This is a genomic window from Nitrobacter vulgaris, assembly GCF_002028545.1.
Taxonomy (GTDB): Bacteria; Pseudomonadota; Alphaproteobacteria; order Rhizobiales; family Xanthobacteraceae; genus Nitrobacter; species Nitrobacter vulgaris.
Genome location: NZ_MWPQ01000040.1, coordinates 174,163 through 197,984, shown reverse-complemented (window position 1 = coordinate 197,984; position 23,822 = coordinate 174,163). Strand labels below are relative to the sequence as shown.

The following is a 23,822-nucleotide window of genomic DNA, read 5'->3' as shown; positions in this document are numbered from 1 at the left end:
CTTGAATAGCCCGAGAGGAGCGATTTGTGAGGGCATCGTTGGACCAACTCTCTAGGACGCATCGGCATGATGAGGATCATAAGGTGACGTCGGGATGATTATTTTCGATGACCTCCGGCTCGTTCGCAGGCCACATCAGCGAGGCTCCTGTGACGCCGACAAGGGTTACGACCGCTAGCACGAGCGCCGTGAAAGATAGGCCAGCCGTCTCGCCGAGCCAGCCCGCCAGCGGATAGGTCAGAAGCCAGCACGCATGTGATAACGCGAACTGGGCGGCGAATACAGCAGGTCGGTCGGAGGTGTCCGCCGAGCGGCGGAGCAGCCGCCCGGTCGGTGTCTGCACTGCGCTGTAGCCCGCTCCCATCAGCGCCCACAGTCCAAGCAATAGCAGCCACAGGCTTTGTGGAGCGTTGCCGCGCAATATGGCGGAGAGGATCACGAGCTGAGCGATCAGCAGGCCAGCTGCGGAAATCATGACAGCGCGATCCGGCAGCCGGTCCAGCATGGACGGTAACAGCAGGGCTGCGAACATCGATCCGCCGCCAAAGCAAGCCAAAGCGATCGCGACATCCCCATCCGGCCGCCCCAGAACTCCGCGCACTAGAACGACGGTATTGACGATGACCATGGCACCAGCCGCAGCCACCGAGAGATTCAAAGCGAGCAGTCCGCGCAAGCGAGGCGTCGCCAGATAGATGCGGATGCCGCGTGCGATTTTGTTGCGAAAGGATTGACCGACACTCGCTGCTGTACTCTCAAGAGAGGGGAGTTGCACCGACAGGACGAGCAGGGCTGAAAACAAGAAACCGATGACGGTGCCTGCGAACAAGGCGTTGAACGAAATTACCGTCAACAGCGCAGCGGCCAGCGCCGGACTGAGAAGGTTCTCGAGATCGTAGGCAAGACGAGACAGCGACAGAGCACGGGTGTAGTCGCCTTCATCCGGAAGCACATCCGGGACGGTAGCCTGAAATGTGGGCGTAAACGCCGCTGAGGCGGCTTGTAGCAGGAAGATCAAAAGATAGATCTGCCAGACCTGCGTTGCGAACGGTAGTGCGATCGCAACCGATGCCCGGATCAAATCCATGGTCACGAGAAATGAGCGGCGCGGCACATGACCTGCAAGGCTGCCGGCGATTGGGGCGATGCCGACATAGGCTATCATTTTGATGGCAAGGGCGGTGCCAAGCACGGCTCCCGCCCTGTCGCCAGCAATTTCGAAAGCCAGTAGCCCGAGTGCTACGGTCATCAGACCCGTGCCGATCAAGGCGATGACTTGTGCCGCGAAAAGGTGCCGATAGATGCGGTTGGCAAGTATCGACAGCATTTTTGTCAGCTCCCAATGAGGTTAATCTGGGATGTCGTTCTCTCTCGTCGTTGGTCTTACTTTATTCGGGACCGTCCGAGCGACAGCCACGTTGGCTAACGACGGTCCCTCAGATCATTGGCGATCATTCGACCGTATATCGGGCGGTTAGGGAATGACCATGCACGTTGCCCGAGAATACGATGCGAGCCTGCGCTGCAAGTTCGGTCTCGGTCTTGCCGACCATCATGTTAGGATTAAGTGGCTTGAGCTGCACGGTGATAGTCTTGCCATCTTGCTGGATCGTTGCGCGGCCCTTCATCTCCTTGGTCGGTAAAGGCGATCCATCGTCATCACCGACATAGAAAATGACCTCCTGGCCCTTGTGAACGAACTCGATTGGATGGCCCTGCGAGGTGACGAGGGGGCCGCCGTGATCCCCCTTCTTCGTCTGGGCCATTGCCGGATCGAACGAGGCTGTCATCACGGAGATTATGGCCAGAAAACCGTACTTGAGCATCGCATTTCTCCCTTATTAGGGTTTGTGAGCCGATTTCAGAAAGCTTCCGCCAACCTGGAAGTTGCGGCGTGTTCGGCCAGAAGGCGACTCAAGGGTTTCCGGCCGAACAATAGGAACAGGATCGGCGTCACCACGGTGTCGAGCGCCGTTGCGCTCAGCAGGCCGCCGAAGATCGTGACAGCGACGGGATGGAGGATTTCCCGACCCGGCTCGTCGGCGCTGAGCAGCAATGGCGTCAGGGCGAGCCCCGCGCAAAGCGCCGTCATAAGAACGGGCGTCAGGCGTTCCAAACTGCCCCGCACGATCAGGCGGCGGCCGAAGCGTTCACCCCCGTGCACAGCAAGATTGACGTAATGAGATATTTTCAAAATCCCGTTGCGGGCCGAGATGCCTGCGAGCGTGATGAAGCCGATCATGGAGGCGACCGACAATGGCTCACCCGTGATGGTCAACGCGATCACGCTACCTATCAACGCCAGGGGGATGCCACCCATGATGATGAAAGCCAGCGCAGCCGATCGGTATCGACCGTAAAGAACGATGAAAATTATCGACAGCGACACCAACGACAAAACCCCGATCCGCCACGTCGCTTCCTCCTGCGCCTTGAACGCCCCCTCAAGGTTGGTCGTATATCCCTGCGGGAAGCTGATCTCGGCCAGGGCACGCCGGATGTCTGACGCGATCTCGCTCATGTCACGACGGCCGTCGCCGTTTCCGTAAACGACGATTCTGCGTTGCGTACCTTCCTTTTGGATCTGGTTTGGCCCATCGGTTTCGATGACCTTTGCGAGCTCCTTCAAGGGGATGAACCCCGACGACGTCGGAATCAGGAGATCCCGGAGACCACTGGTTGACCTGTCCTGATCGGACAGGCGCATGACAACGTCGAAACGCCTGTTACCATCGACGATTTGCGACACCTTGCGGCCGTTTGACAGGGTATCTAATGCCTGGGTAATGGAGGCGGGGGTGAGACCGTGAAGTGCCGCACGCTCATAATCGACTTGGATCCGAACCTGCGGAATGAGAACCTGTTTCTCCACCTGGAGATCGACCAGCCCGGAGATTGGTGACAACCGCTGGCGGGTGGTTTCCGCCAATTGGCGCAGCGTATCGAGGTCTTGCCCATAGATCTTGAGGACGATCTGGGCGCGAACGCCGGACTGCAAATGATCAAGCCGATGGCTGATTGGCTGTCCGATTGCGACGGAGGCGGGTAAGGCTGACAGTTTGTCCCGGATGTCAGCGTAAATTTCGGTCTTGGGTCGCTTCGACGGCGCGAGATCGACGTCGATCTCGCTGTAATGAACTCCTTCCGCATGTTCATCGAGTTCGGCGCGGCCGGTTCGGCGTCCGACTGATTTTACCTCCGGCACCCGTGACAGAAGCTGTTCGGCCGAGAAACCAAGTCGGTGCGACTCTGCCAGCGAAATTCCCGGATTGTACTGAAGGGACAGCACCAGCGTGCCTTCGTTGAATGGCGGGAGGAACCTGCGTGGCAACATCACCGCGGCATATCCAGCGACCAGAACCGCGATGCTGACTGCGCCGAGAACGAGTCTCCAGCGATCGAACGCCCAGGCGAGAAGCCGCCGATTGCCTTGCTTCAGCGTTCGCACGATAGTGCTGTCGCGCGCGCGGGAATGAGCCTTTCCAGCGAGCAGATAGTAGGAGAGGACAGGTGTAACGGTCACCGACGTCAGCAAAGACGCCAATATGGAAACGATGTAGGCGATGCCGAGTGGGGTGAACAGCCGCCCCTCGATTCCGGGAAGGGCGAACAATGGCACAAAAACCAGGACTGTAATCATCGTCGCATAGACGATGCCGGAGCGGACCTCCTGGCTCGCTAGTGCAATGACTTCGAGAACGGGTCGGGGGTTGGGCTGCGCGCGGTTCTCCCGTAGCCGTCGTAGGATATTTTCGACGTCAACGACTGCGTCATCGACCAGTTCGCCAATCGCAATCGCAAGGCCGCCCAACGTCATGGTGTTGATAGTGAGCCCGAAAGCGAAGAAAACCAGAGCGGTCACCAGGATCGATATCGGGATGGCCGTTAGCGACACGAAGGTCGCGCGTGCGTTGACGAGGAAAACGAAGAGGATCAAGGCGACAACGATCGAAGCCTCGACCAGGACTCGCTCGACATTGCGGATAGAGGTCTCAATGAACGTGGCCTGCCGGAATTGGACGTTGGTGACGGAGATTCCAGCAGGCATCGTGAGCTGCAAGTCTCGCAGTGTGGCTTCGATCTCACGAGTCAACGCCACGGTATCCGCTGCGGGTTGCTTCTGAACGCTCACGATGACGGCTGGCTTGCCATTGTAGCCGGCATCGCCTCGCTTGAGGCGCGGAGCAAAATCGACCCGCGCCACTTGCTTCAGCAAAATGGGCTGATGATCGAGCCCCGCAACAACGGTATTGCCAAGGTCGTCGATCTTCCTTGTTAGCCCCACGTTCCGGATCAAAAATTCCCGGCCGTGCTGATCGATGAATCCGCCGCCGGTGTTTGTCCCGAAGCGGGTGACAGCTCGCTCGATCTGTTCGTGTGTGACGCCGAGCCCCTGCATCGTCATAACGTTCGGTGTCACCCGGTATTGCCGGACCTCGCCGCCGATGGGAATGACCTGAGCGACGCCCGGAATGGCGAGCAACCGCGGCCTGACCACGAAATCGGCGATCTCGCGCACGTCCATCGCCGACGCCTTGCCCTCCGTGGTCAGCGCGATCAACATGATCTCGCCCATGATGGAGGTGACCGGGCCCATTCGTGGATTCACGGATGTGGGCAATTGATCGCGGATCAGCGCGAGGCGTTCCGAAACGAACTGGCGCGCCCGGTAGACATCGACGCCCCAATCGAATTCAACGTAAACCACCGAAAGTCCGACGCCGGAGACTGAACGGACGCGGATGACGCCTGGCATTCCGTTCATCGAGGTTTCGATTGGAAACGTCACGAGTTGCTCGACTTCTTGCGGGGCAAGCCCCTCCGCCTCGGTCAAGATATTAACTGTCGGTCGGTTGATATCCGGAAAGACGTCGATCGAGATGCGCGGAAGCACGAACAGGCCGTAAGCGATCAGGACTGCCGCTGCTGCCAGTACGAACAGGCGATTGCGCAAACTCGTCTGCACGATGAGCTTGAACATGATGGCTCCTAGCGGATCTGGTTGATGAGGTCCGCGCCGCGCACGACGACACGATCGGAGGCATTAAGGCCAGCTGCGACGATTATGTTTTTGGCATCGAGCGGCTCGATCCGGACGGGTTTTGGCTCGAAACGTTCAGGGGCGACATGCACCCAGACAACGCTCTCGCCGTTGTTGGTCTGGACCACGGCGTCGCGCGGATGGATCAGACCTTGCTTCGCCCTGCCGCCCTGGACGAGCACGGTGACAGGTTGACCGATACGAAGGCTCAACGGGGGCTGCGGAACGGAGAAGTGAACCACCGATGCGTGCTGCCTCAGCGCGCGGCTGGTTCCGAGATAAGACAAAAGAAACGAGGTACCGTCCGAATCTGACGCCGTCGCTTGGACAGGACCCGCGGGATCAAGCTCGTCGTAGGCCAATGCTTCGACCCAGAGTCCTTGAGGATCGGCGATTTCGAAGAGAACGTCTTGCGGCTGAACGACCTGACCAGGCACGGCCTTGGCCGCTGTGATGATGCCATCGGTCAATGCCCGCAAAAGCTCAAAGCCACCACGAGAGTTACGCATGGTCTCGCGTCGGGCCCGCAATCCTGCCAGTTCACTCTCAAGATCGTGGAGTTGACCCATCGGCGCGGCGCCGCGTTCAGCCAGCGGACGGAGGCGATTAATCTTGGTTTCAGCAACCGCGATGAGTTGGCCGATTTCCCCCATCTTCTCAGAAATCGTCGTGCGGTCTGCTACGGGAAGATAAGGTTCGATCCGGAGAAGTATTTCTCCTTTGGAGACCTTTTGCCCGATCCGAGGCAACGTGGCTTCGTTGGGGACGATGCGGCCGCCGTAGAGGCTTTGGACAATGCTGCTGCGGTTTGGATCGCCGATAATACGGCCGATCAAATTAAATGCTGGCCGCGCACTTCCGGGTTCGGCGGTAGCTGTGCGGATATCCAGTAGGCGCTGTGTCGGCTTGGCAGCAAACGCGGTGCCGTCCGGCAGCCGTCGTGGAGCATCGCTTTGAGCTTGTAGCTGTGGCGTGCTGGGCGACATTCCCGCGTTCTGCCATCCGGCGGATGCGACGGCCGCCAGAAACAAGCAAGCTCCAGATGTCAGCCCGGCGATGGAGGCCGCGTTGCGCCGTCCCCGACGTCTCAGATAACCGAACAGAATACCAATTATGCTTCCCGCTAGAAGAAGGACTGCCAGTGTCCCCATCGGGGAAATCCGTGTCGAATTGTGCCGCGTGTTCGGTTGGATCGGCTGAGAGGGCATGAAGGAATCGACGAGCAGGTCGTCACCCTTTCCACCACTGATCGCGAAGATCACCTCCGTCGATCCGGAATGGCCCAGATCAGGAAAGGGAATTGTATAGCCGTTCGGGCCGCGCTTGGCTTCGACCGCTTCGAAATCGCCGATCGTGACCTGCAAGTTGACATCCGTGACAGGTTGGTTGGACACAGCGTCATCGATGAAAATCAAAAAACTGCCGTTCTTCAGGATACCGACGACCTCGTAGCGTTCGGATTGCGCCGTCACCCGGGGAAATACAGCCGAGGCGGCTGCCGATTTTTGATCCTCGCCATGATCGTGCCCCTCATGGGCTATCGAAACGGAAATGCTGAGCACCAAGGCAAACAGACAGCCAAATCCAATGGCCCCAAGCCTTGCGAACTGCCCGCGCGGGCAGCATTGATTCAGGAACATTCAAAACCCCTTCAGACATGCGATTTTGCAGCAGCCGAAAGGCCGCCCGGACTACGCGATGCTGGGGGTACTTGGCGGACGGATCAGAGCGGCCGGATCGATGCCGTCGGCGCGCTCCGATGGAGGCAGTTGGACAAGGCCGACGAACCCAGTTGGATCAGACAAAATGGGTGCAGTCGGAATGGTAACGGACATGCAAAATAATATGCACAACAACGGTGCGAAGTCGCCATCATGGTGACGATCGGCCTGACTGTGAACGTGGCCCTCGGCGATGTCACCATGGTGGACGTGCACGTGGCCTGCGAGGTGGCCGTGGTAGTGCATAGAACCGCTCAGGACAACCGCCGGTTCAGGTAGTACGCCCGTGGCGGCCGACACCTGAGAAATCGACATCATCATAGTCTGAATCAAAAGCGTACCCACCGCCAGGAACATCATCATCCTGGCGAGAGGGAGAAATTTGAGGTACCGCTTGTGGTTCATTGCTGTCAAATTAGGAGAGAATGGAGCCGCAAACAAGGTGCCGCCTTAATGCACACGCGCGTGTCGTCTCGCCTTGTCGTATAGTCGGAAGGAATGCGAGCTCCTCGATACCTTTTCAAGCGACCGCTCCTCCATCGACCGGCAATTGACCACCTTACTTTAGAGCGTTGCGACGATAGTAGGGCCAAAATTGGGGCCTAAAAAAGAATCCGTGAAATATACCATTAAATTTCAATTACTTACGACGATAACTTGGCGGAGCCGATCTCCGAGTAACGATCGCCCATGCGGGCCCATTGAGGACCAAAGCCGGTCAGACGCTCCGCCGGCTACTTCTCGATCACGGCGAGGCGCGTCTGATCATTACGATGCGCACGATCGTGAAATCCTCTGGCCATGAATGCGCCCAGATGGCGGCCGGAATTCAGGGCGTCAGTGATTTCGTCCTTACACATCCGTCTTGGTCTGACCGCGGACTGGCCTGGAGCGAAGCATTCTACAATATCGATTACTCGAGTCTGCCAAGATGGTGAAGGTGAACCGCAAGGAGGTCCCGAAGCGTCTTCGTTGAGCTCTCGCCCGATCGTGTGCCAAGCCAATAGCTTCGAGGAGTTCCGCCCTGAGTTGAGCTCCTGAGGTAAGCTGAACTGCTTAAAGGCCGATGACGGGTGACGCAGGATGACGTCATTTCCCCATAAGTGCTACTCACGCGCGCGGGTGGTGCCGATAGTATCGAATGACAGTCATCTTGCGTCATCGGTCGTCTTCATGGGTCTTCTGCGGCTTAAGGCGAATACCGGGAGTTATCTCCGTGGCGCCTCTTAATCATCGCGTCAGCGGGCAGGGCACGCATCGCTTCGTCCCGCAATTCCTGCTCGGCCTGGAAGTAAAACTCCTTGTCCCTGCCTTCGGGGCAGCCGGCCTGCTCCCAGACGTTGATAACCTTTTCAGCCAGTGCGGGCGCTGAGGATGCTCGGGTTGCGGACGGTGCCGCGTACGCGCTTGGTGGCGTTGTGGAGGGCGAGGCAGTGGGGTCTGCGCGGGACAACTCGGCTAAGGCTCTGCGCGCAAGCTCCGTTCCCATCTCCAATTCAAGTACGGCGGCCGATAGCCCGACCGCTGCGGTATCCTTCACGACTTCTTCGATCTCATTTTGCATGGTAGTGGCCCGACATTCGATGGGCCGGCACTGCTGCGCCGGTCTGGTTAAACCAGCGGGCAAGAGGGCTTAGTTCCTGAAGGGCTGTGATCGATCTTCTCTTCGAAAAACCTAATAGCGCACGGTCCGCGACACTCGTGCGGGGATGAGCGCAGGATCCGTGCGGGGCCGCAACCAGATCAGCGGCCCTGGCGGAACAACTATTTTCGAAATAGCCTCGTTCCCATCCGCGAGCCGCACCGGCGCCGCAAGCGTTCCCGGCGAAGCCGCTTACCAGGCGAGTCCATAGTTTGAAACAAGGACGGCAAGTTCAGCAGCAGCGCGATGAGCGCGATCATGCCGATCATGATAGCGAGCATGAAATAGCGGAACATGCCGGCCAACGCCGCGCCGAAATTTTGGTTTCAAAGCGGACGGGCAACCCGCGATGGCCGCTGCTAATTCGGAGGCTGCAATTCCGGCGACGACACCCACCTCAGCACGCGCGGGTCGATCTTCATACAGCCTTGCTGCGGCCTGCGGCCTCGTCGTCCGGCTGCACGGTCTTATCCGAAAATACGATGGGTATCGAGAGAGCCTGTTTCAAGCGGCGCATTTGCATCACTCTCCTCCTTTCCGTCAGAGGAAGGGCGAAAGCGCGGGCAGCATTCCGTTCAAGGATCAAAGCCCCCACCGCGCGGTGACGCCGGAGAGCGCCCCGCAGCGCGGGCTCAAAGGGCGTCTATCCCGCAGACACTCACCGGATGCGCCGCTCTATGGCGCCTCTGATGAACTTGTCCTTGCCGGGATACTTGACCAGCTGCTCCCTGCGCTGGCGGTCGCGCTCCGCCACATGCCGTCGACATTCGCCAGCATCCGCTCAAGCAGCTGTTCCGCCGGCTTCCCGGCGCGCTGGAGGGCCCTGATTACGTTCCATCTGGCGCTGCAGCTGGCGGCATAACCCGCCGGTCCGGTTACGAAGGCCGTGCAACGCAATTCGGGCTGTAGCCCGACTCATCCGGGCGCGAAGCTGGTTCGAAGGCATGGCGCCCCTCGGCGATCCGGGATGCTGACTACTCACCCTCCGAATTTCTCGACAATCTGAAGTAAGTCGTGGCGATTAGGCTGTCGTGACCCGCTTCAGGGATAGAATACTGCCATCGCCTCGAAGCTCATCGAGTCGGTCAGCCCAGTGCTGCATAAGTAGGACGCGCTCAGGCCAGAGCTTCGCACGATTATAGATAGCGCGTACCTCGTCAGCGTCGGTATGGGCAAGCGAGAGCTCGACGACATCGGGATGCCACGCAGGGTCGCCGTTTGAGCGTCTCTCTCCATTCAGGAGCGTCGAAGCAGTCGTTCGGAAGCCATGGGCGCAATGTTCGTTAAGCGTACTATAACCCATCGTCCGCAATGCTTTGTTGAATGTGTTGTCCGAAAGGGGGCGGACAACGGCGAAAACATATCGAGGATTGCAAGTAATTGCGGGTTCTCTGAGGATCGCAATAGCCTGACGCGACAACGGCACTTCGTGGCTCTTGCGCATCTTCATCTTATCGGCCGAGATCGACCATTTCCCGTTCTCCAGGTCGAACTCAGTCCATTCCGCACGACGTACCTCACCCGGTCGGACAAGCGTGATCGCGAGAAATTGCAGAGCGAGCTGAGTGATCGCGTCCCCACCGAAGTTTTGGCGATAGGCCGCCACGTTGCGCATGAGTTCGCCCACAGCGCTCGGCTCTGTCAGACCGGGACGGTGCTTAACTTTTGGGGAAGTGAACGCTCCCGTGAGGGCGTGTGCAGGATCCGTGGCGCACTTTCCGGTCGCCATTCCATATCGGAATACGCGCGATGCTGCAGCGCGGCAACGAGCGACTGTATCGCCAAGGCCACGGTTTGCGAGTTTGGCGAGTCCATGGTGCAGCTCAGCGGTGTTGATCTCGGAGATGGATCGCTCGCCGATGGCCCGATAAAGATTTGTCAATAGCTTCTTATCGCGCGTTTGAGTACGAGAGCCCTTTATAGCGGCGTTCTTGCCGAACTTACCTTTCGCTTCCCACCACTCCTCAGCGACTTCCCGGAAGGAGCGGGCGGACTGGCGCTTTCGTTCTTCGTCCTTACGCGCCTGCGACGGATCAATTTCCTGACGGAGGAGGCCGCGCGCGGCGTCGCGTTGATCGCGAGCCGCTGCGAGTTTCACGTCTGGGTACGAGCCGAAAGAGATCGTCTTTTGCTTACCTCCAAAGCGGTAGGCGAATCGCCAGAGGCGCGATCCTTTAGTCGTTACGAGAAGAAACAGCCCGCCACCATCGCTGACCTTATACGGCTTGCTTTTCGGCTTGAGGTTTTGGATGGCGGTATTGGTCAACGCCACGGTTCTTCTCCCGCGCAGTGTTCGTGGTCCGTTTGTTCTGGATATACCAACAGAGTTACCAACAAAAATGCTGGCTGCCTCTGGACGGCAGTGAACTGCCGTGGACACAGAATCTAATTATGATGCTGAAAGATCAAGAGATTTGAGACTTAGATGGACGCCTGTGAACAAAAGAGAACAGGCGAGTGGCTCCCCGGGCTGGATTCGAACCAGCGACCATTCGATTAACAGTCGAATGCTCTACCACTGAGCTACCAGGGAACACGCGAAGCATCCTTCGCAAGAAGGCAGCCTATAACAAAGCCCCCAACGCTTGCAAAGCAGAAAAGGGCAATCCGGCGCCTCTGGACAAAGGTAAGGTGAATCCGGCGAGGATCGTGCATTTCCTGCGACCGATGGAAAACGCTGCGACAAAATGCGACGGCAAATCAGGCATGCTTAGCAAGGGCTTGCATCGACCATGGGGGTGTCTTAGTCCTCCGAGAACTTTGGCACGGGTTAAGGATCGCCGATGTCTGATTTTTCGACCGCTCGCGGAAAAATGGTTGACGGTCAGGTGCGGACCAGCGACGTCACCGATCCGCGGGTTATCGACGCGATGATGGCGCTTCCGCGGGAGATTTTCGTTCCCGAGGATCGCCGCGCGCTGGCTTACCTGGATCTCGATCTGGACGTCAGCGAAAGGGGGGCGCCGAAGCGGTATCTGATCAAGCCCATGGTCGTCGCCAAAATGATCCAGGCAGCTGAGATCAAAAGCACCGACAACGTCCTCGTGGTGGGCTGTGCCACCGGCTATACCGCCGCGTTGGCGGCGAAGCTCGCGGATCGAGTGACGGCGACCGAGAGCGACCCGGCGCTGGCGGCGAAGGCCTCGGACATTCTTGCAAGCCTCGGACTCGGTCACGTGACCATCGTTACGGCGGCGGCGTGCAAAGGAGCGCCCGCCCACGCACCTTACGACGTCATCATTTTGGAGGGTGCGACCGAGATTGCCCCAGATACGCTTTACGGACAGCTCGCTGGCGAGGGTCGCCTGGTTGGCGTGTTTGCCATGAGTGGCGCACCTCGGGCGGTCATCGTTACCCACTCGCATTCCGATTTCGGACGCAGGGCTCTCTTCGATGCGTCGGTTCCGGTCCTGCCGGGCCTCGAACAACCACCAGCCTTTGTATTTTAACGAAGCAGTTCCGGCGTCGCGCGCGGTCCGGTCAAAAGTCATAGGGTTATCGGGTTCTTATTGATGCCCGCCGGACCTGGAATCCTTGTTTTTGCCAACCCTCGGGCATACGTTCCGCATAGCTTCGGCCAAACGCCGGCCGCCGACTTGGAGGGTTGCAGATGGGTTCACTGAGCATCTGGCACTGGATCGTGGTGGTCGCGGTGATCCTGCTGCTGTTCGGCCGCGGCAAGATTTCCGACCTGATGGGTGACGTCGCGCAGGGCATCAAGGCCTTCAAAAAGGGCATGAAGGATGATGAGAATACTGCGGAAAAGCCCGAACCCGTGAAGACGATCGATCATAATGCGGATGGGTCCGGTGCGGCACGGTAACACCGGCAGCAAGGTCATCTAACGCAGGCTCCGCGCGAGGCCGTTTATCCGCAGTGATACATAATCGAGGCGCGACAACCAGGGATGCGGTACTATCGAAACACGTCGATCCCTGTGCCGGCTTAAAGCAAGATCTGACAAGACGGGACGTCGGCTGCGGTGCGGAAACCGACGCAAGCCTCGCGTAAGCGGAAAGTTTCATGTTCGACATCGGGTGGAGTGAACTGCTCGTCATTGCGGTCGTCGCGCTGATTGCCATCGGCCCCAAAGAGCTGCCTGGCGTGCTGCGCACGATCGGCCAGTGGATGGGCAAGGCGCGCAGGATGGCGGCTGAATTTCAGGGTCAATTCAACGAGGCCATGCGTGAGGCCGAAATGGCCGACCTGAAAAAATCCTTCGACGAGGTGCGCGACGCGACCAGCGGTCTGACCCGCGGCAACCTGATGACCCGGCTAACCGACTCGCTCGGCGAGCCGCCCAGACTCGAGGACCTCGACAAGCCATCCGCACCCGCCAACTCCGCTTCCGTGAGCGGGTCGGCGCCGCCGGAAGCGGGGGGTCCTGAGACTTTGATGCAAGCCGACGCCGAGGCGAGCGCATCCGGGCCGCTGGTGATCACGCCGGAGGTTCAGGATGCTCCCGTTGAACCGCCTGCGGCTGCGTCAGAAACGCCGCATGAGGCGGGCAGGGGCGAGACGATCAGGGACGCCAAAGCGTCATGAGCGACGAAGACATCGAGGCCAGCAAGGCCCCCCTGATGGATCATCTGATCGAACTGCGCTCGCGGTTGATCAAGGCGCTGGTCGGCTTCGGCGTGGCATTTATTGCCTGCTTCTTCTTCGCCAGGCAGATTTACAACATCCTGATATGGCCGTTTGTCTGGGTCGCGGGGCCGGAGAATTCGAAATTCATCTACACCGCGCTGCTCGAATACTTCATCACCCAGCTCAAGCTCGCGCTGTTTGGCGCCGCCTTCATTTCGTTTCCGGTCGTGGCGACGCAGATCTACAAATTCGTGGCGCCCGGACTCTACAAACATGAGCGCAACGCTTTCCTGCCTTACCTGATTGCGACCCCGGCCTTCTTCGTGTTGGGCGCGACGGTGGTGTATTTCGCGGTGCTGCCGATGCTGGTACGGTTCTCGCTCGGGATGCAGCAGATGGCTGGTCCCGAAACCGCGGAAATCCAGTTGCTGCCCAAGGTCGGCGAGTTCCTGTCGCTGACGATGTCGTTGATCTTCGCCTTCGGCATTGCCTTCCAGTTGCCTGTGATCCTGACTCTTCTGGGGCGGATCGGCGTCGTCACAGCGAAAATGCTGCGCGCCAAGCGTCGCTATTTCATCGTCGGCGCGTTTGTCATCGCGGCGGTGCTGACGCCGCCAGATGTTCTGAGCCAGATGTCCTTGGCGCTGCCGCTGCTCCTGCTTTACGAAGGCTCGATTCTCGCCGTGGCTGTCGTGGAGAAGAAAGCGGCTAAGCCGTCTGCCTCCGCCGCCACCTCGCCGCCAGCGGAAAACCCGGCGGAGTAGAGCGCCACTGTTTCCAATCGCAGCCGTTCAGGCTACTGAATGCCCGTTTTCGCGGGCAAAGACCTTCGTGGACTTCAACCGCTTTCTTTCCGGGGCCGATCTTCCATGCACGACATCAAAGCGATCCGCGACAACCCGCAAGCGTTCGACGCCGCGCTGAAGCGGCGAGGGCTTGAGCCGCTGTCGTCGTCGCTGCTCGCGATCGATGAAAAACGCCGCGCGGCAATTCTGGAGTCGGAGCAGGCGCAGGCGCGCCGCAACGCGGCTTCGAAGGAAATCGGCGAGGCCAAGAAGGCCAAGGACGACGCGCGTGCCGCGAAGCTGATGGCGGAGGTCGCCGAACTCAAGACCAACATGCCGCAGATGGAAGCGGCGGCGAAGGCGGCGGATGAGGAGCTCCGCAAGGAGCTTGCGCAAATTCCGAACCTTCCGCTCGACGAGGTGCCCGACGGCACGGACGAGCACGGCAACGTGCAGCATCACATCTTCGGAAAAAAACGCGACTATGCGTTTACGCCGAAACCGCACGACGACCTCGGCGGCGCGCTCGGCGACATGGATTTCGAGGCGGCGGCGAAACTGTCGGGCTCGCGCTTCGTGGTGCTGAAGCGGGGACTGGCGCGGCTCGAACGCGCCATCGGACAATTCTTCCTCGACGTCCACACCGGCGAGCACGGTTACACCGAGGTCAACCCGCCGCTGCTGGTACGTGACGCTGCGATGTTCGGCACGGCGCAATTGCCGAAGTTTCGAGAGGATCAGTTTTTGACAACTGCCGGTGATTTGGCTGAAGCCGTCAGCGCCTTGGCTGAGCAAGCTATAAAGGGTACGATAGAGGAGCTTCCTCGCTTGGCAACTGAAGTCGAACGGAGCCTTGGGGAAAGTGCATCAATCGAAACGGTTGCCGAGAGGATGTCAGAAATCCTAGCCGCTCATTTTCCAGAGTATCAGGCTGAAGTTCTCGATAGATGGATTTCGGATCGTTCGACGCATTGGCTCATCCCCACCGCAGAGGTCTCACTCACAAACCTCGTCCGCGACTCCATTCTCGATGAAAAAGAACTGCCGCTGCGCTTCACCGCATTGACGCCATGCTTCCGCGCGGAAGCGGGCGCGGCGGGGCGCGATACGCGCGGCATGATCCGCCAGCATCAGTTCACCAAGGTGGAGCTGGTGTCGATTACCACGCCCGAGGTATCGAAGGACGAACACGAGCGGATGTTGTCATGCGCGGAAGAAGTGCTGCGGCGGCTCGATCTGCACTACCGCGTGATGACGTTGTGCACCGGCGACATGGGATTCGCTTCGCAGAAGACCTACGACATTGAGGTGTGGATGCCGGGGCAGGGGGAGGGCGGCGCCTATCGCGAGATTTCGTCCTGTTCGGTGTGCGGCGATTTCCAGGCGCGGCGCATGGACGCGCGTTATCGCGCAAGCGACGGCAAGCCGCGCTTCGTGCATACGCTCAACGGCTCAGGCACCGCCGTCGGCCGCGCGCTGATCGCGGTAATGGAAACCTATCAGCAGGCCGATGGCTCCATCGCCGTGCCCGATGTCTTGCAGCCTTACATGGGCGGCCTGAAGGTGATTGCTAAAGGCATGTAGTGAGCGGGACCTTTGGCTCTCGGATTTGCCGGGACGGCGAGTTTGCCAGCCTCGGCCGGGCCGGATATGAGATGTCCCCGAACGGCTAGAGCCTTTCCGCTTCTGATAGAACAGAAGCGGGGCTCTATGGTTTTGATTTGGCGCGTTTTCTTCACGCGAACCGCTATCCACTTCGCTCGAAAACGCTCTCGCGGCGGCCGAAAGAGGCACTCTCACGAATGCGGATTCTCTGTACCAATGATGATGGCATCCACGCGCCGGGCCTCGAGATCATCGAGCAGATCGCAAAGGAGCTGTCCGACGATGTCTGGGTGGTCGCACCCGAGCACGATCAGTCCGGCGTCTCGCATTCGCTGACGCTCAACGATCCGCTGCGGCTGCGCGAACTCGGACCTCGCCATTTCGCGGTGAAGGGCACGCCGACCGATTGCGTGATCATGGGATCGCGGCACATTCTCGGCGACAAAGGGCCGGATCTCGTGCTGTCCGGCGTCAATCGCGGCCGCAACCTCGCCGAGGACGTGGTGTATTCCGGCACCATCGCGGGAGCGCTGGAGGGCACGATGCTTGGGCTGCCGTCTTTCGCGCTGTCGCAGGAGTTCAGCCTGGAGACCGGCGACAGGCCGGTGTGGGAAACCGCGCTTACGTTCGCGCCGCAGATCCTCCGCAAGGTGATCGATATCGGCATCCCGAAGAACACGGTGGTCAACGTCAATTTTCCGGCCTGCGCGCCGGAGGAGGTGGCTGGGGTGCTGGTGACGCGGATGGGGAAGCGCAATCTCGGTTTTCTCAAGATCCATGAACGGCGCGACGGCCGCGGCAATCCGTACTTCTGGATCGGATTCGAGAAGGCCGACGCCGTGGATACGCCCGCGTCGGGCACCGATCTCGCGGCGATCGCGGCGCAATGCGTTTCGGTGACGCCGCTGCGGTTGGACCGCACCGACGATGCATTCGGCGAAATCCTGAAGGCGCGCTTCAAGTAGACTTGCTTGGTGTCTTGTCGCTTGCAGAAGATAAAGACGCCCGACTTCAAAGCGGCCATTCGCCGCCTTGTTCGGCTGGCTCAGGCCGCGGCGCTGCCCTTGAGCGTGCGCTGGATCACGGCGGCAAGACCATCCATCTGGAAGGGTTTCTGCAAGGATGGACGGTTGCGATATTCGGGCGGAAGCCCTTGCGTGCCATAGCCCGTTGCGAAGATGAAGGGCCGGTTGCGGCCCGCGATAACCTCGGCCACGGGCGAAATCAGCTTCCCGTTGACGTTGACGTCGAGAATCGCGACGTCGAAGTTTGTGGTATGCGCGAGCTCCAGAGCTTGCTCGATGTCGCCCGCTTCGGCGGCGATGCTATAGCCGAGTTCCTCCAGCATATCCGCAACCATCATACGGATCATCACCTCGTCTTCGACGAGGAATACCGAGCCGCCGGGCGGCCTTGTTGATACCATGGTAGAAATCTCGATCTTTCGGCCAACGCAGGGTCGCAAATTATGCGGACGAACGCAATCCGTGCCGTTGTCGCGCCCGGGCAGGACGGCCTGAGCCGTCGCGGGCTGTTTCCGCCGGAACAAATACTTGTCCCGCCGGATTGACCCGGCGGGTGATCTGCGCAGATTGCGTCAACTTATCGTGGTAATCGTTCGGCGAAGCGCCAGCGCTTGAGAGTTCGCCCATGCCCCCCGCGGATCGTTTGCCGCCCGAAAAGATGATGTTTCAGCTAAACCTGCGGCGACGCGGTATTAGCGATCAGCGCGTGCTTCGCGCGATGGATAACGTCCCGCGCGATGCTTTCGTCGAACAGGACGATCGCGAGGATGCCTGGTGCGATACCGCGCTCGGCATCGCCTGCGGGCAAACCATCAGCCAGCCTTTCGTTGTCGCCTACATGACCGAGCGGCTGGAATTACGTGACGATGACCGGGTGCTGGAGATCGGCACCGGCTCAGGCTATCAGACCGCTATCCTGTCGCGCCTTTGCCGCGAGGTCGTGACTATCGAACGATATCGGGTGCTCGCGGATCGCGCCCGTGTCCGGCTGGAGCAACTCGGTTACGATAATATAGAAGTTCTGCTGGGGGATGGCTTCGACATTCCTGCCGGAGCAGGGCAGTTCGACCGCATCATGGTGACTGCGGCAATGGAGCAGATTCCAGAGGCGCTGACGACCCGGCTTGAGCCGGAGGGGCTTTTGATAGCACCTGTCGGTCCGCAGAACGGACGGCAGACACTGATCCTCCTGCGACGTGCCGCCGCCGGAATTATCCGCAAGGAGCTGATCGACGTCCGCTTCGTGCCGGCGCTGCCAGGTATCGCCCGCGAACTCTAACCCGGCCCCCCGTCCGGCGGCTGCCGCAACACATTGTTCCAGCGATGTTAATTTTGAAGGCCGCGGCGTGTCAGGGTTAAAGGCTTGTTTACTGCCGGGGGTGTTTACTCAATTTGTATCAAGTTGCGTATGAGTGAGTAACATGTCCCGTGTCGTCGAGTTGCTTTACTCGCGTCGCGTACCGCAAGTAGCGGTGCTGGCGCTGGTGTCCATCGGTTTTGCCGGATGCAGCGCGGACATGTCCTCGCGCCTCGCTCAAATCGACCCCCAGCAATCAAATTTCGGATGGCAGCGTGACACGACCGGCGCGGTGCCTGCGGCGCCCGCCGCTCCCGTGGCTCCAATTCAACGCAACGAGTTGCCGCAGTATTCGCGCCCGCAATACCAATCCCAACCGCTGCCTCCGATATCGACGCCAAAATCCTATCCGGTTGCATCGGGCAATGAACGCAGCGTCGTTTCGCATTCGGCTCCCGTGCACCCGATCGAGCCCGCCAGTGCTGTCACAGCGCGGGACGGCTGGAATCATAGCGGCAGCACCCCGATCATTGTCGGCACCAGCGATACGCTGGAAGGATTGTCGCGCCGATATGGCGTATCCACTGCTGAAATCCTGAAGGCCAACGGCTACCACGGTCCTCGCCGGTTGCAACCTGGCCAGCGGCTGATCATTCCGAAGCGCGCGTCAGTGGCGGAGACCCAAACTGCTCCGGCCGCGAAGCCTGTGGGCGCTATGGCTGCGTCCGGTACCCACTACGTCAATCGCGGCGACACGCTGATGAGCATCGCGCGCCGCAATCACGTTTCCGTCGGAGAGCTTGCTCGCGCGAACGGATTACAATCGGGCGCGAAACTGACGACCGGCATGAAGATCACGGTGCCGACGAAGGTTGCTGTGGCGTCCACGCAGCCTGTTGCCGTTCCGACTGCACCCCTTGCTACACCTGCGCCTATGCCGGCAGTTCACGCGGCTGCTGCGCCCGCTGGTCCGGTGCAGAAGGTCAACCTCGCGGTTGCGACGGCGACACCCGAAGCAGCCGTGGTCAAACATGCGGTGAAAGACGCAGAGGCAACCGGCGCTTTGCCGACATTCCGCTGGCCGGTGCGTGGCCGCGTGATCACGGCCTATGGCGCCCGGACCAACGGTAAATCCAATGACGGCATCAACGTCGCCGTACCCGAGGGCACACCGGTAAAGGCTGCCGAGGATGGCGTCGTTGCTTATGCCGGCAACGAACTTAAGGGCTATGGCAACCTGGTTCTGGTTCGGCATTCCAACGGCTACGTGACCGCATATGCCCATGCGAGTGACGTGCTGGTGAAGCGCGGAGATTCCATCAAGCGCGGACAGGTCATTGCCAAATCGGGTCAGTCGGGCGAAGCGGGGTCGCCGCAGCTTCACTTTGAGATCCGAAAGGGATCGACACCGGTTGACCCACTGAACTTCCTTAATGGGGCATGAGATTCTCAGCGGTTCCGTTAGCCTAGATTATTATACACCTGAGTTGGCCGCGAAGTCCGCTTCGCGGCCAACTCCGTTTTGATACTCGCTGCAACGATGTTTGCGCGATCGAATCGTGAATTCCGGATAAATATAACGCTTACGGCAGTATAGGTTCAGGATGACGTCAACCGAGACGGATTTGGCGCACGAAGGGTGTCGGGCCGGGGACCATTGAACTTGTGGGAATCAATGCTCATGGCAGCTCCTATCGCATGACGTCCCATGTGCGTGGGGAGCGGCGCGCGGTCGAGGTATTTGCGGCATTTTTGAAGCTCGGCCTGACAGCGTTCGGCGGTCCCGTTGCTCATCTCGGCTACTTCCGCGATGAATTCGTGATCAAGCGGAAATGGCTTGAAGAAAAGGACTTCGCCGATCTTATCGCGCTGTGCCAGTTCCTGCCGGGCCCTGCATCCAGCCAGGTCGGCATAGCCATCGGTCTGGCGCGCGCCGGTTACGCCGGAGCGGTCGCGGCGTGGACGGCGTTCACGCTGCCGTCGGCTCTGGCACTGGTTACATTCGCCTACGGCATATCCTTGTTCGGGAGCGCGTTGGGCAGCGGGTGGCTGCACGGCCTTAAGGTGGCCGCCGTCGCAGTGGTGGCGCTCGCGATTCTCGGCATGGCGCGAACGCTGACGCCCGATCGCGAGCGCGCCAGCGTCGCGGCGTTGGCAGCCGTCACGGCGCTGGTGATCGATTCAGTCTGGGGGCAGATCGGCGCGATCGTTGTCGGTGCGATCGCCGGCATGACCGTGTTGAAGCGCGAGGCCGTACCGGCGGATCACTTCGGTGCAACACCGCGGACGAACAGGGCGATTGCGATATTCGCGCTGGCGGTATTCGTCATTTTGCTCGTGGGATTGCCTGTCGTGTCGGCCGTCTCCGGCAATGCGGACTTGCGGCTCTTCGATACCTTTTTCCGCACCGGTTCGCTTGTGTTCGGCGGCGGACATGTGGTGCTGCCGCTGCTCCAGGCGCAGGTGGTGCCGCCGGGATGGGTGAGTAACGATGCGTTCCTGGCGGGCTATGGCGCTGCGCAAGCCGTGCCGGGGCCGCTTTTCACGTTTTCCGCCTATCTCGGCGCGGCGATCGGCGGCTGGAAAACGGCTGCGCTGTGTCTTGTTGCGATCTTCCTGCCGTCCTTCCTGCTCGTCATCGGCGTGATGCCGTTCTGGGACGCATTGCGGCGGCGGACCGCGACGAGGGCGATGCTGCGCGGCATCAACGCCGCGGTCGTCGGCCTTTTGCTGGCCGCCTTTTACAATCCGGTCTGGACTTCGGGCATTCTGTCCAAGGGAGACTTCGGACTGGCTGTGGTTGCCTTTGTGTTGTTGCTCGTGTGGCGAACGCCGCCCTGGCTGGTCGTTGTCGGTTGCGCCGTCTGCGCGGAGCTGCTGGCGGCGCTGTGAATTTGCAGCAGGTCGATTACGTCGCGATCCGCACGCCAAGCCGGCCTGCGAGCTCCTGCGTGAACTGCCAGGCAACGCGGCCGGAACGCGATCCGCGCGTGGCCGACCATTCCAGCGCCTCTCGTTTCAGTTCAGCATCGTCGAGCCTGATGCCGAAGTGGGAGCAATATCCGCGCACCATCGCGAGATAGTCATCCTGGCTACATTGATGAAAGCCGAGCCAAAGGCCGAAGCGGTCAGATAGTGAGACCTTTTCCTCGACGGCCTCGCCGGGATTGATCGCGGTCGATCGCTCGTTCTCGATCATGTCGCGCGACAGCAGGTGACGACGGTTTGATGTCGCATACAGGATGACGTTGCCGGGGCGTCCTTCGATGCCGCCCTCGAGCGCGGCCTTCAGCGACTTGTACGAAGCGTCATTGCCGTCGAACGACAGATCGTCGCAAAATACGATGAAACGAAACTCAGATGAGCGAAGCAGTTCCATCAGGCTGGGCAGGCTTTCGATGTCCTCACGGTGAATTTCGATCAGCTTGAGCAGGCCGCCGACTTCGGCATTGACACTGGCATGTGCCGCCTTCACCAGCGACGACTTGCCCATGCCGCGCGCTCCCCAGAGCAGGGCGTTGTTCGCTGGCAGGCCCTTGGCAAAGCGAACAGTGTTCTCCATCAGGATGTCGCGCACTCGGTCGATGCTCTTGAGCAGGCCAAGATCGACGCGGCTGACTCGCGAAACCGGCATCAATCGTCCGTCAGGATGCCAGACGAATGCGTCGGCGCGCGTCATTGCAGCGTGATTGTCGGTCCGTTCAGCGGCGGCAGTCGTGGCGGCGGCGATCACTTCGAGAGCACAGGCGATCCGGTCCGCGGCATCGGACGCAACGGCCGCTTTCCGACCTTTTGTCGCGCCCCCCCGACGACCGGAGTGATCTCCTGGTACCTTAAGAGGGGTTTTTCGAAGGCTTGTTTTCCGAGACTTTTTTGCCATCTTTGCCTTTCCTGAGCGCACACCCTTAGCGAGGTGACCTGGCTCCTGCAAGCAGCGGAATAATGAGGCCCGATCAAGGGTCTGGTGGCGTTGCAATTGGGACCGTGGCCGTTATAGTCCGCGCGAATTTGCCCTTGATCGGCCTGACTCTGTGCTCGTGCCGGTTTGCTCCCAAGGAATAGCCCGAATGTTTATTACCCCTGCCTTTGCCCAGGCCGCCGGCGCCACCGACACCAACAACTTGTTGATGTCGCTGCTGCCCTTCGCGCTGATCTTCATCATTATGTATTTTCTGATCATCCGGCCCCAGCAAAAGAAGGCGAAAGAGCACAACGAATTGGTGAAAAATATCCGTCGAGGTGACACCGTCATCACGTCAAGCGGTCTCGTCGGAAAGGTCACCAAAGTGGTGGATGACGACCAGATCGAGTTCGAGATCGCGGACGGCGTCCGGGTGCGGCAGATGCGGCAGATGATTTCGATTGTCCGCGCCAAGGGCGAGCCGGCCAAGGGCGAGCCGACAAAAGGTGAATCGGCAAAGGGCGCCGCTAAAGGAGATGGCTCCAAGGACGACGCCGCGGCGAGCTAGGTGGTCCAGGCGATCATTCCTCGAATCTGACGAGTTATCTCGATGTTGTATTTTACACGGTGGAAGGCGCTGGCGATCATCATGACCGCTCTCGCGATCTGCCTGTGCGCCGTGCCTAACTTCTTTCCCGAGGCACAGGTCAAGACATGGCCGAAATGGGCGCAACGCCACATCGTGCTCGGACTCGATCTTCAGGGCGGTTCATATCTGCTGCTTGAGGTCGATTCCAACTACGTCAAAAAAGAGAAGCTTGATCAGGTTCGCGATGACGCCCGCAAGGCGCTACGCGACGCACGGATCGCTTATACCGGCCTTGCCGCCAAGAATGGCGCCGTCGAGGTCCGTATCAGCAAAGAGGAGGAATTCCAGACCGCGCTAGGCAAGTTGCGTGAGTTATCGCAGCCGCTTGGAGGTCTGCTCGGCTCGAACGGCCAGCGTAGTCTCGAAGTCAGCAGCGCGGACGGCGGGCTGATCCGCCTGACGGTGCCGCAGGCTGCTATCACTGACCGCATCCGCCAGTCGGTTGAACAATCGATTCAGATCATCGAGAAGCGCGTCAACGAACTCGGCACCGTTGAGCCCCTGATCCAGCGTCAGGGCGCCGACCGCATTCTGGTACAGGTGCCGGGATTGCAGGACCCGACGCGGCTAAAGGAAATCCTCGGCAAGACCGCCAAGATGGACTTCCGCATGGTCGATTCGAGCGTTTCTCCCGATCAGGCCGTGCAGGGCCGGGTGCCTGCCGATTCCGACGTGTTGATGAGTTCGCAGGCGCCCAAGACGCCTTACGTCATCAAGAAGCAGGTGCTCGTCTCCGGCGGCGATTTGACTGATGCTCAGCCAGGATTCGATTCGCGTACCAGCGAGCCGATCGTGACTTTCCGCTTCAACAGCAACGGCGCGCGAAAATTCGCCCAGGCGACAACCGAAAACGTCGGACAGCCGTTCGCCATCATCCTCGACAATGAGGTGATTTCGGCACCGGTCATCCGCGAACCGATCACCGGCGGCTCCGGTCAGATTTCCGGGAATTTTACGGTGCAGGAGGCCAACGATCTTGCGATCCTGCTACGTGCCGGCGCGTTGCCGGCGCCGCTGACAATCATCGAGGAGCGCACAGTCGGACCCGGCCTCGGACAGGATTCGATCGAAAAGGGCGAACTCGCCGCCTATGTCGGATCGATCATGGTGATCCTGTTTATGCTGCTGACTTATCGGCTGTTCGGGGTATTTGCCAACATCGCCGTCGCCATCAACGTCGCCATGATCTTCGGCGTGCTATCGTTGCTGAACGCGACACTGACGCTGCCCGGCATTGCCGGCATCGTGCTGACCGTGGGCATCGCGGTCGATTCCAACGTGTTGATCTACGAACGCATCCGTGAAGAAATCCGGGGCGGTCGTACTGCTATTTCAGCCATCGACGCCGGCTTCAAGCGAGCGCTGGCAACGATTCTGGATTCCAACATCACGACGTTCATCGCTGCCGCCGTGTTGTTTTATATCGGCACCGGCCCGGTGCGCGGGTTCGCCGTAACGCTCGGCATCGGCATCATTACAACGGTGTTCACTGCATTCGAGGTGACCCGGCTGATCGTCGCGACCTGGGTGCGCTGGAAGCGACCGCAAACCGTGCCGATCTGATGACCC

Annotated in this window: 22 protein-coding genes and 1 tRNA gene; 13 read left to right on the top strand and 10 right to left on the bottom strand. The window is 59.9% G+C overall.

Going from position 1 to position 23,822, the window contains the following annotated elements:
- Positions 1 to 76 precede the first annotated feature (76 nt).
- The 5 genes from B2M20_RS10160 to B2M20_RS10140 form a co-directional block, all read right to left on the bottom strand.
- On the bottom strand, positions 77 to 1,327 hold the full coding sequence (locus tag B2M20_RS10160; RefSeq protein WP_079446915.1) for an MFS transporter: 1,251 nt from the start codon (positions 1,325 to 1,327) through the stop codon (positions 77 to 79).
- Positions 1,328 to 1,451: 124 nt separating this feature from the next.
- On the bottom strand, positions 1,452 to 1,826 hold the full coding sequence (locus tag B2M20_RS10155) for a hypothetical protein (RefSeq protein WP_079446914.1): 375 nt from the start codon (positions 1,824 to 1,826) through the stop codon (positions 1,452 to 1,454).
- Between the two features lie 35 nt (positions 1,827 to 1,861).
- A complete protein-coding gene (locus B2M20_RS10150) occupies positions 1,862 to 4,981 on the bottom strand; it encodes an efflux RND transporter permease subunit (RefSeq protein WP_079446913.1) in 3,120 nt (1,039 codons plus the stop codon).
- 8 nt (positions 4,982 to 4,989) lie between these two features.
- Entirely contained in the window at positions 4,990 to 6,681 is a 1,692-nt protein-coding gene (locus B2M20_RS10145) for an efflux RND transporter periplasmic adaptor subunit (protein WP_079446912.1), read from the bottom strand.
- A 51-nt stretch (positions 6,682 to 6,732) separates the two neighbouring features.
- Positions 6,733 to 7,167: a hypothetical protein gene (locus B2M20_RS10140; RefSeq protein WP_079446911.1), complete on the bottom strand. Its 435-nt coding sequence runs from the start codon at positions 7,165 to 7,167 to the stop codon at positions 6,733 to 6,735.
- A 296-nt stretch (positions 7,168 to 7,463) separates the two neighbouring features.
- Here B2M20_RS10140 and B2M20_RS10135 point away from each other — a divergent pair, with 296 nt between their 5' ends.
- A complete protein-coding gene (locus B2M20_RS10135; RefSeq protein WP_079446910.1) occupies positions 7,464 to 7,700 on the top strand; it encodes a hypothetical protein in 237 nt (78 codons plus the stop codon).
- Between the two features lie 251 nt (positions 7,701 to 7,951).
- On the opposite strand, the gene B2M20_RS10130 is transcribed toward B2M20_RS10135, so the two are convergent.
- Positions 7,952 to 8,326, bottom strand: coding sequence for a DUF2934 domain-containing protein (locus tag B2M20_RS10130; RefSeq protein WP_079446909.1), 375 nt, complete (start codon positions 8,324 to 8,326; stop codon positions 7,952 to 7,954).
- 427 nt (positions 8,327 to 8,753) lie between these two features.
- On the opposite strand from B2M20_RS10130, the gene B2M20_RS10125 reads away from it, so the two are divergent.
- Positions 8,754 to 9,266 (top strand): hypothetical protein, encoded by a 513-nt coding sequence (locus tag B2M20_RS10125; protein WP_079446908.1) that lies wholly within the window; start codon positions 8,754 to 8,756, stop codon positions 9,264 to 9,266.
- Between the two features lie 159 nt (positions 9,267 to 9,425).
- Here the strand turns inward: B2M20_RS10125 and B2M20_RS10120 are convergent, their stop codons facing one another.
- Both B2M20_RS10120 and B2M20_RS10115 read right to left on the bottom strand, forming a co-directional pair.
- Positions 9,426 to 10,676, bottom strand: a complete 1,251-nt coding sequence (locus B2M20_RS10120; RefSeq protein ID WP_158081523.1) for a tyrosine-type recombinase/integrase — start codon at positions 10,674 to 10,676, stop codon at positions 9,426 to 9,428.
- Positions 10,677 to 10,862: 186 nt separating this feature from the next.
- Positions 10,863 to 10,937, bottom strand: a tRNA-Asn gene (locus B2M20_RS10115).
- Positions 10,938 to 11,187: 250 nt separating this feature from the next.
- Between B2M20_RS10115 and B2M20_RS10110 the strand changes: the two genes are divergently transcribed.
- From B2M20_RS10110 to surE, 6 genes are all read left to right on the top strand, one after another.
- Positions 11,188 to 11,853 (top strand): protein-L-isoaspartate O-methyltransferase family protein, encoded by a 666-nt coding sequence (locus B2M20_RS10110; protein WP_079446906.1) that lies wholly within the window; start codon positions 11,188 to 11,190, stop codon positions 11,851 to 11,853.
- Between the two features lie 161 nt (positions 11,854 to 12,014).
- A complete protein-coding gene (locus B2M20_RS10105) occupies positions 12,015 to 12,227 on the top strand; it encodes a twin-arginine translocase TatA/TatE family subunit (protein WP_079446905.1) in 213 nt (70 codons plus the stop codon).
- A 200-nt stretch (positions 12,228 to 12,427) separates the two neighbouring features.
- On the top strand, positions 12,428 to 12,949 hold the full coding sequence (tatB, locus tag B2M20_RS10100; protein WP_079446904.1) for a Sec-independent protein translocase protein TatB: 522 nt from the start codon (positions 12,428 to 12,430) through the stop codon (positions 12,947 to 12,949).
- Positions 12,946 to 13,755, top strand: coding sequence for a twin-arginine translocase subunit TatC (gene tatC, locus B2M20_RS10095; protein ID WP_079446903.1), 810 nt, complete (start codon positions 12,946 to 12,948; stop codon positions 13,753 to 13,755). Before tatB ends, tatC begins: the two co-directional genes overlap by 4 nt.
- Positions 13,756 to 13,860: 105 nt before the next feature.
- Positions 13,861 to 15,360, top strand: coding sequence for a serine--tRNA ligase (gene serS, locus B2M20_RS10090; RefSeq protein WP_079446902.1), 1,500 nt, complete (start codon positions 13,861 to 13,863; stop codon positions 15,358 to 15,360).
- 218 nt (positions 15,361 to 15,578) lie between these two features.
- Positions 15,579 to 16,346, top strand: coding sequence for a 5'/3'-nucleotidase SurE (surE, locus tag B2M20_RS10085; protein ID WP_079447037.1), 768 nt, complete (start codon positions 15,579 to 15,581; stop codon positions 16,344 to 16,346).
- Between the two features lie 80 nt (positions 16,347 to 16,426).
- Here the strand turns inward: surE and B2M20_RS10080 are convergent, their stop codons facing one another.
- Positions 16,427 to 16,807 (bottom strand): response regulator, encoded by a 381-nt coding sequence (locus B2M20_RS10080; protein WP_079446901.1) that lies wholly within the window; start codon positions 16,805 to 16,807, stop codon positions 16,427 to 16,429.
- Between the two features lie 224 nt (positions 16,808 to 17,031).
- Between B2M20_RS10080 and B2M20_RS10070 the strand changes: the two genes are divergently transcribed.
- The 3 genes from B2M20_RS10070 to chrA all read left to right on the top strand — a co-directional run bounded on the left by B2M20_RS10070 (position 17,032) and on the right by chrA (position 20,595).
- A complete protein-coding gene (locus B2M20_RS10070; protein WP_079446899.1) occupies positions 17,032 to 17,685 on the top strand; it encodes a protein-L-isoaspartate(D-aspartate) O-methyltransferase in 654 nt (217 codons plus the stop codon).
- 142 nt (positions 17,686 to 17,827) lie between these two features.
- Entirely contained in the window at positions 17,828 to 19,147 is a 1,320-nt protein-coding gene (locus B2M20_RS10065; RefSeq protein WP_079446898.1) for a M23 family metallopeptidase, read from the top strand.
- Between the two features lie 254 nt (positions 19,148 to 19,401).
- Positions 19,402 to 20,595: a chromate efflux transporter gene (chrA, locus tag B2M20_RS10060; RefSeq protein WP_079447036.1), complete on the top strand. Its 1,194-nt coding sequence runs from the start codon at positions 19,402 to 19,404 to the stop codon at positions 20,593 to 20,595.
- Positions 20,596 to 20,611: 16 nt separating this feature from the next.
- Here chrA and B2M20_RS10055 read toward each other — a convergent pair whose 3' ends face one another.
- Entirely contained in the window at positions 20,612 to 21,583 is a 972-nt protein-coding gene (locus B2M20_RS10055; protein WP_079447035.1) for an ATP-binding protein, read from the bottom strand.
- Positions 21,584 to 21,770: 187 nt separating this feature from the next.
- Between B2M20_RS10055 and yajC the strand changes: the two genes are divergently transcribed.
- On the top strand, positions 21,771 to 22,172 hold the full coding sequence (gene yajC / locus B2M20_RS10050; RefSeq protein ID WP_079446897.1) for a preprotein translocase subunit YajC: 402 nt from the start codon (positions 21,771 to 21,773) through the stop codon (positions 22,170 to 22,172).
- Positions 22,173 to 22,214: 42 nt separating this feature from the next.
- Entirely contained in the window at positions 22,215 to 23,816 is a 1,602-nt protein-coding gene (gene secD, locus B2M20_RS10045) for a protein translocase subunit SecD (protein WP_079446896.1), read from the top strand.
- Positions 23,817 to 23,822: the final 6 nt, after the last annotated feature.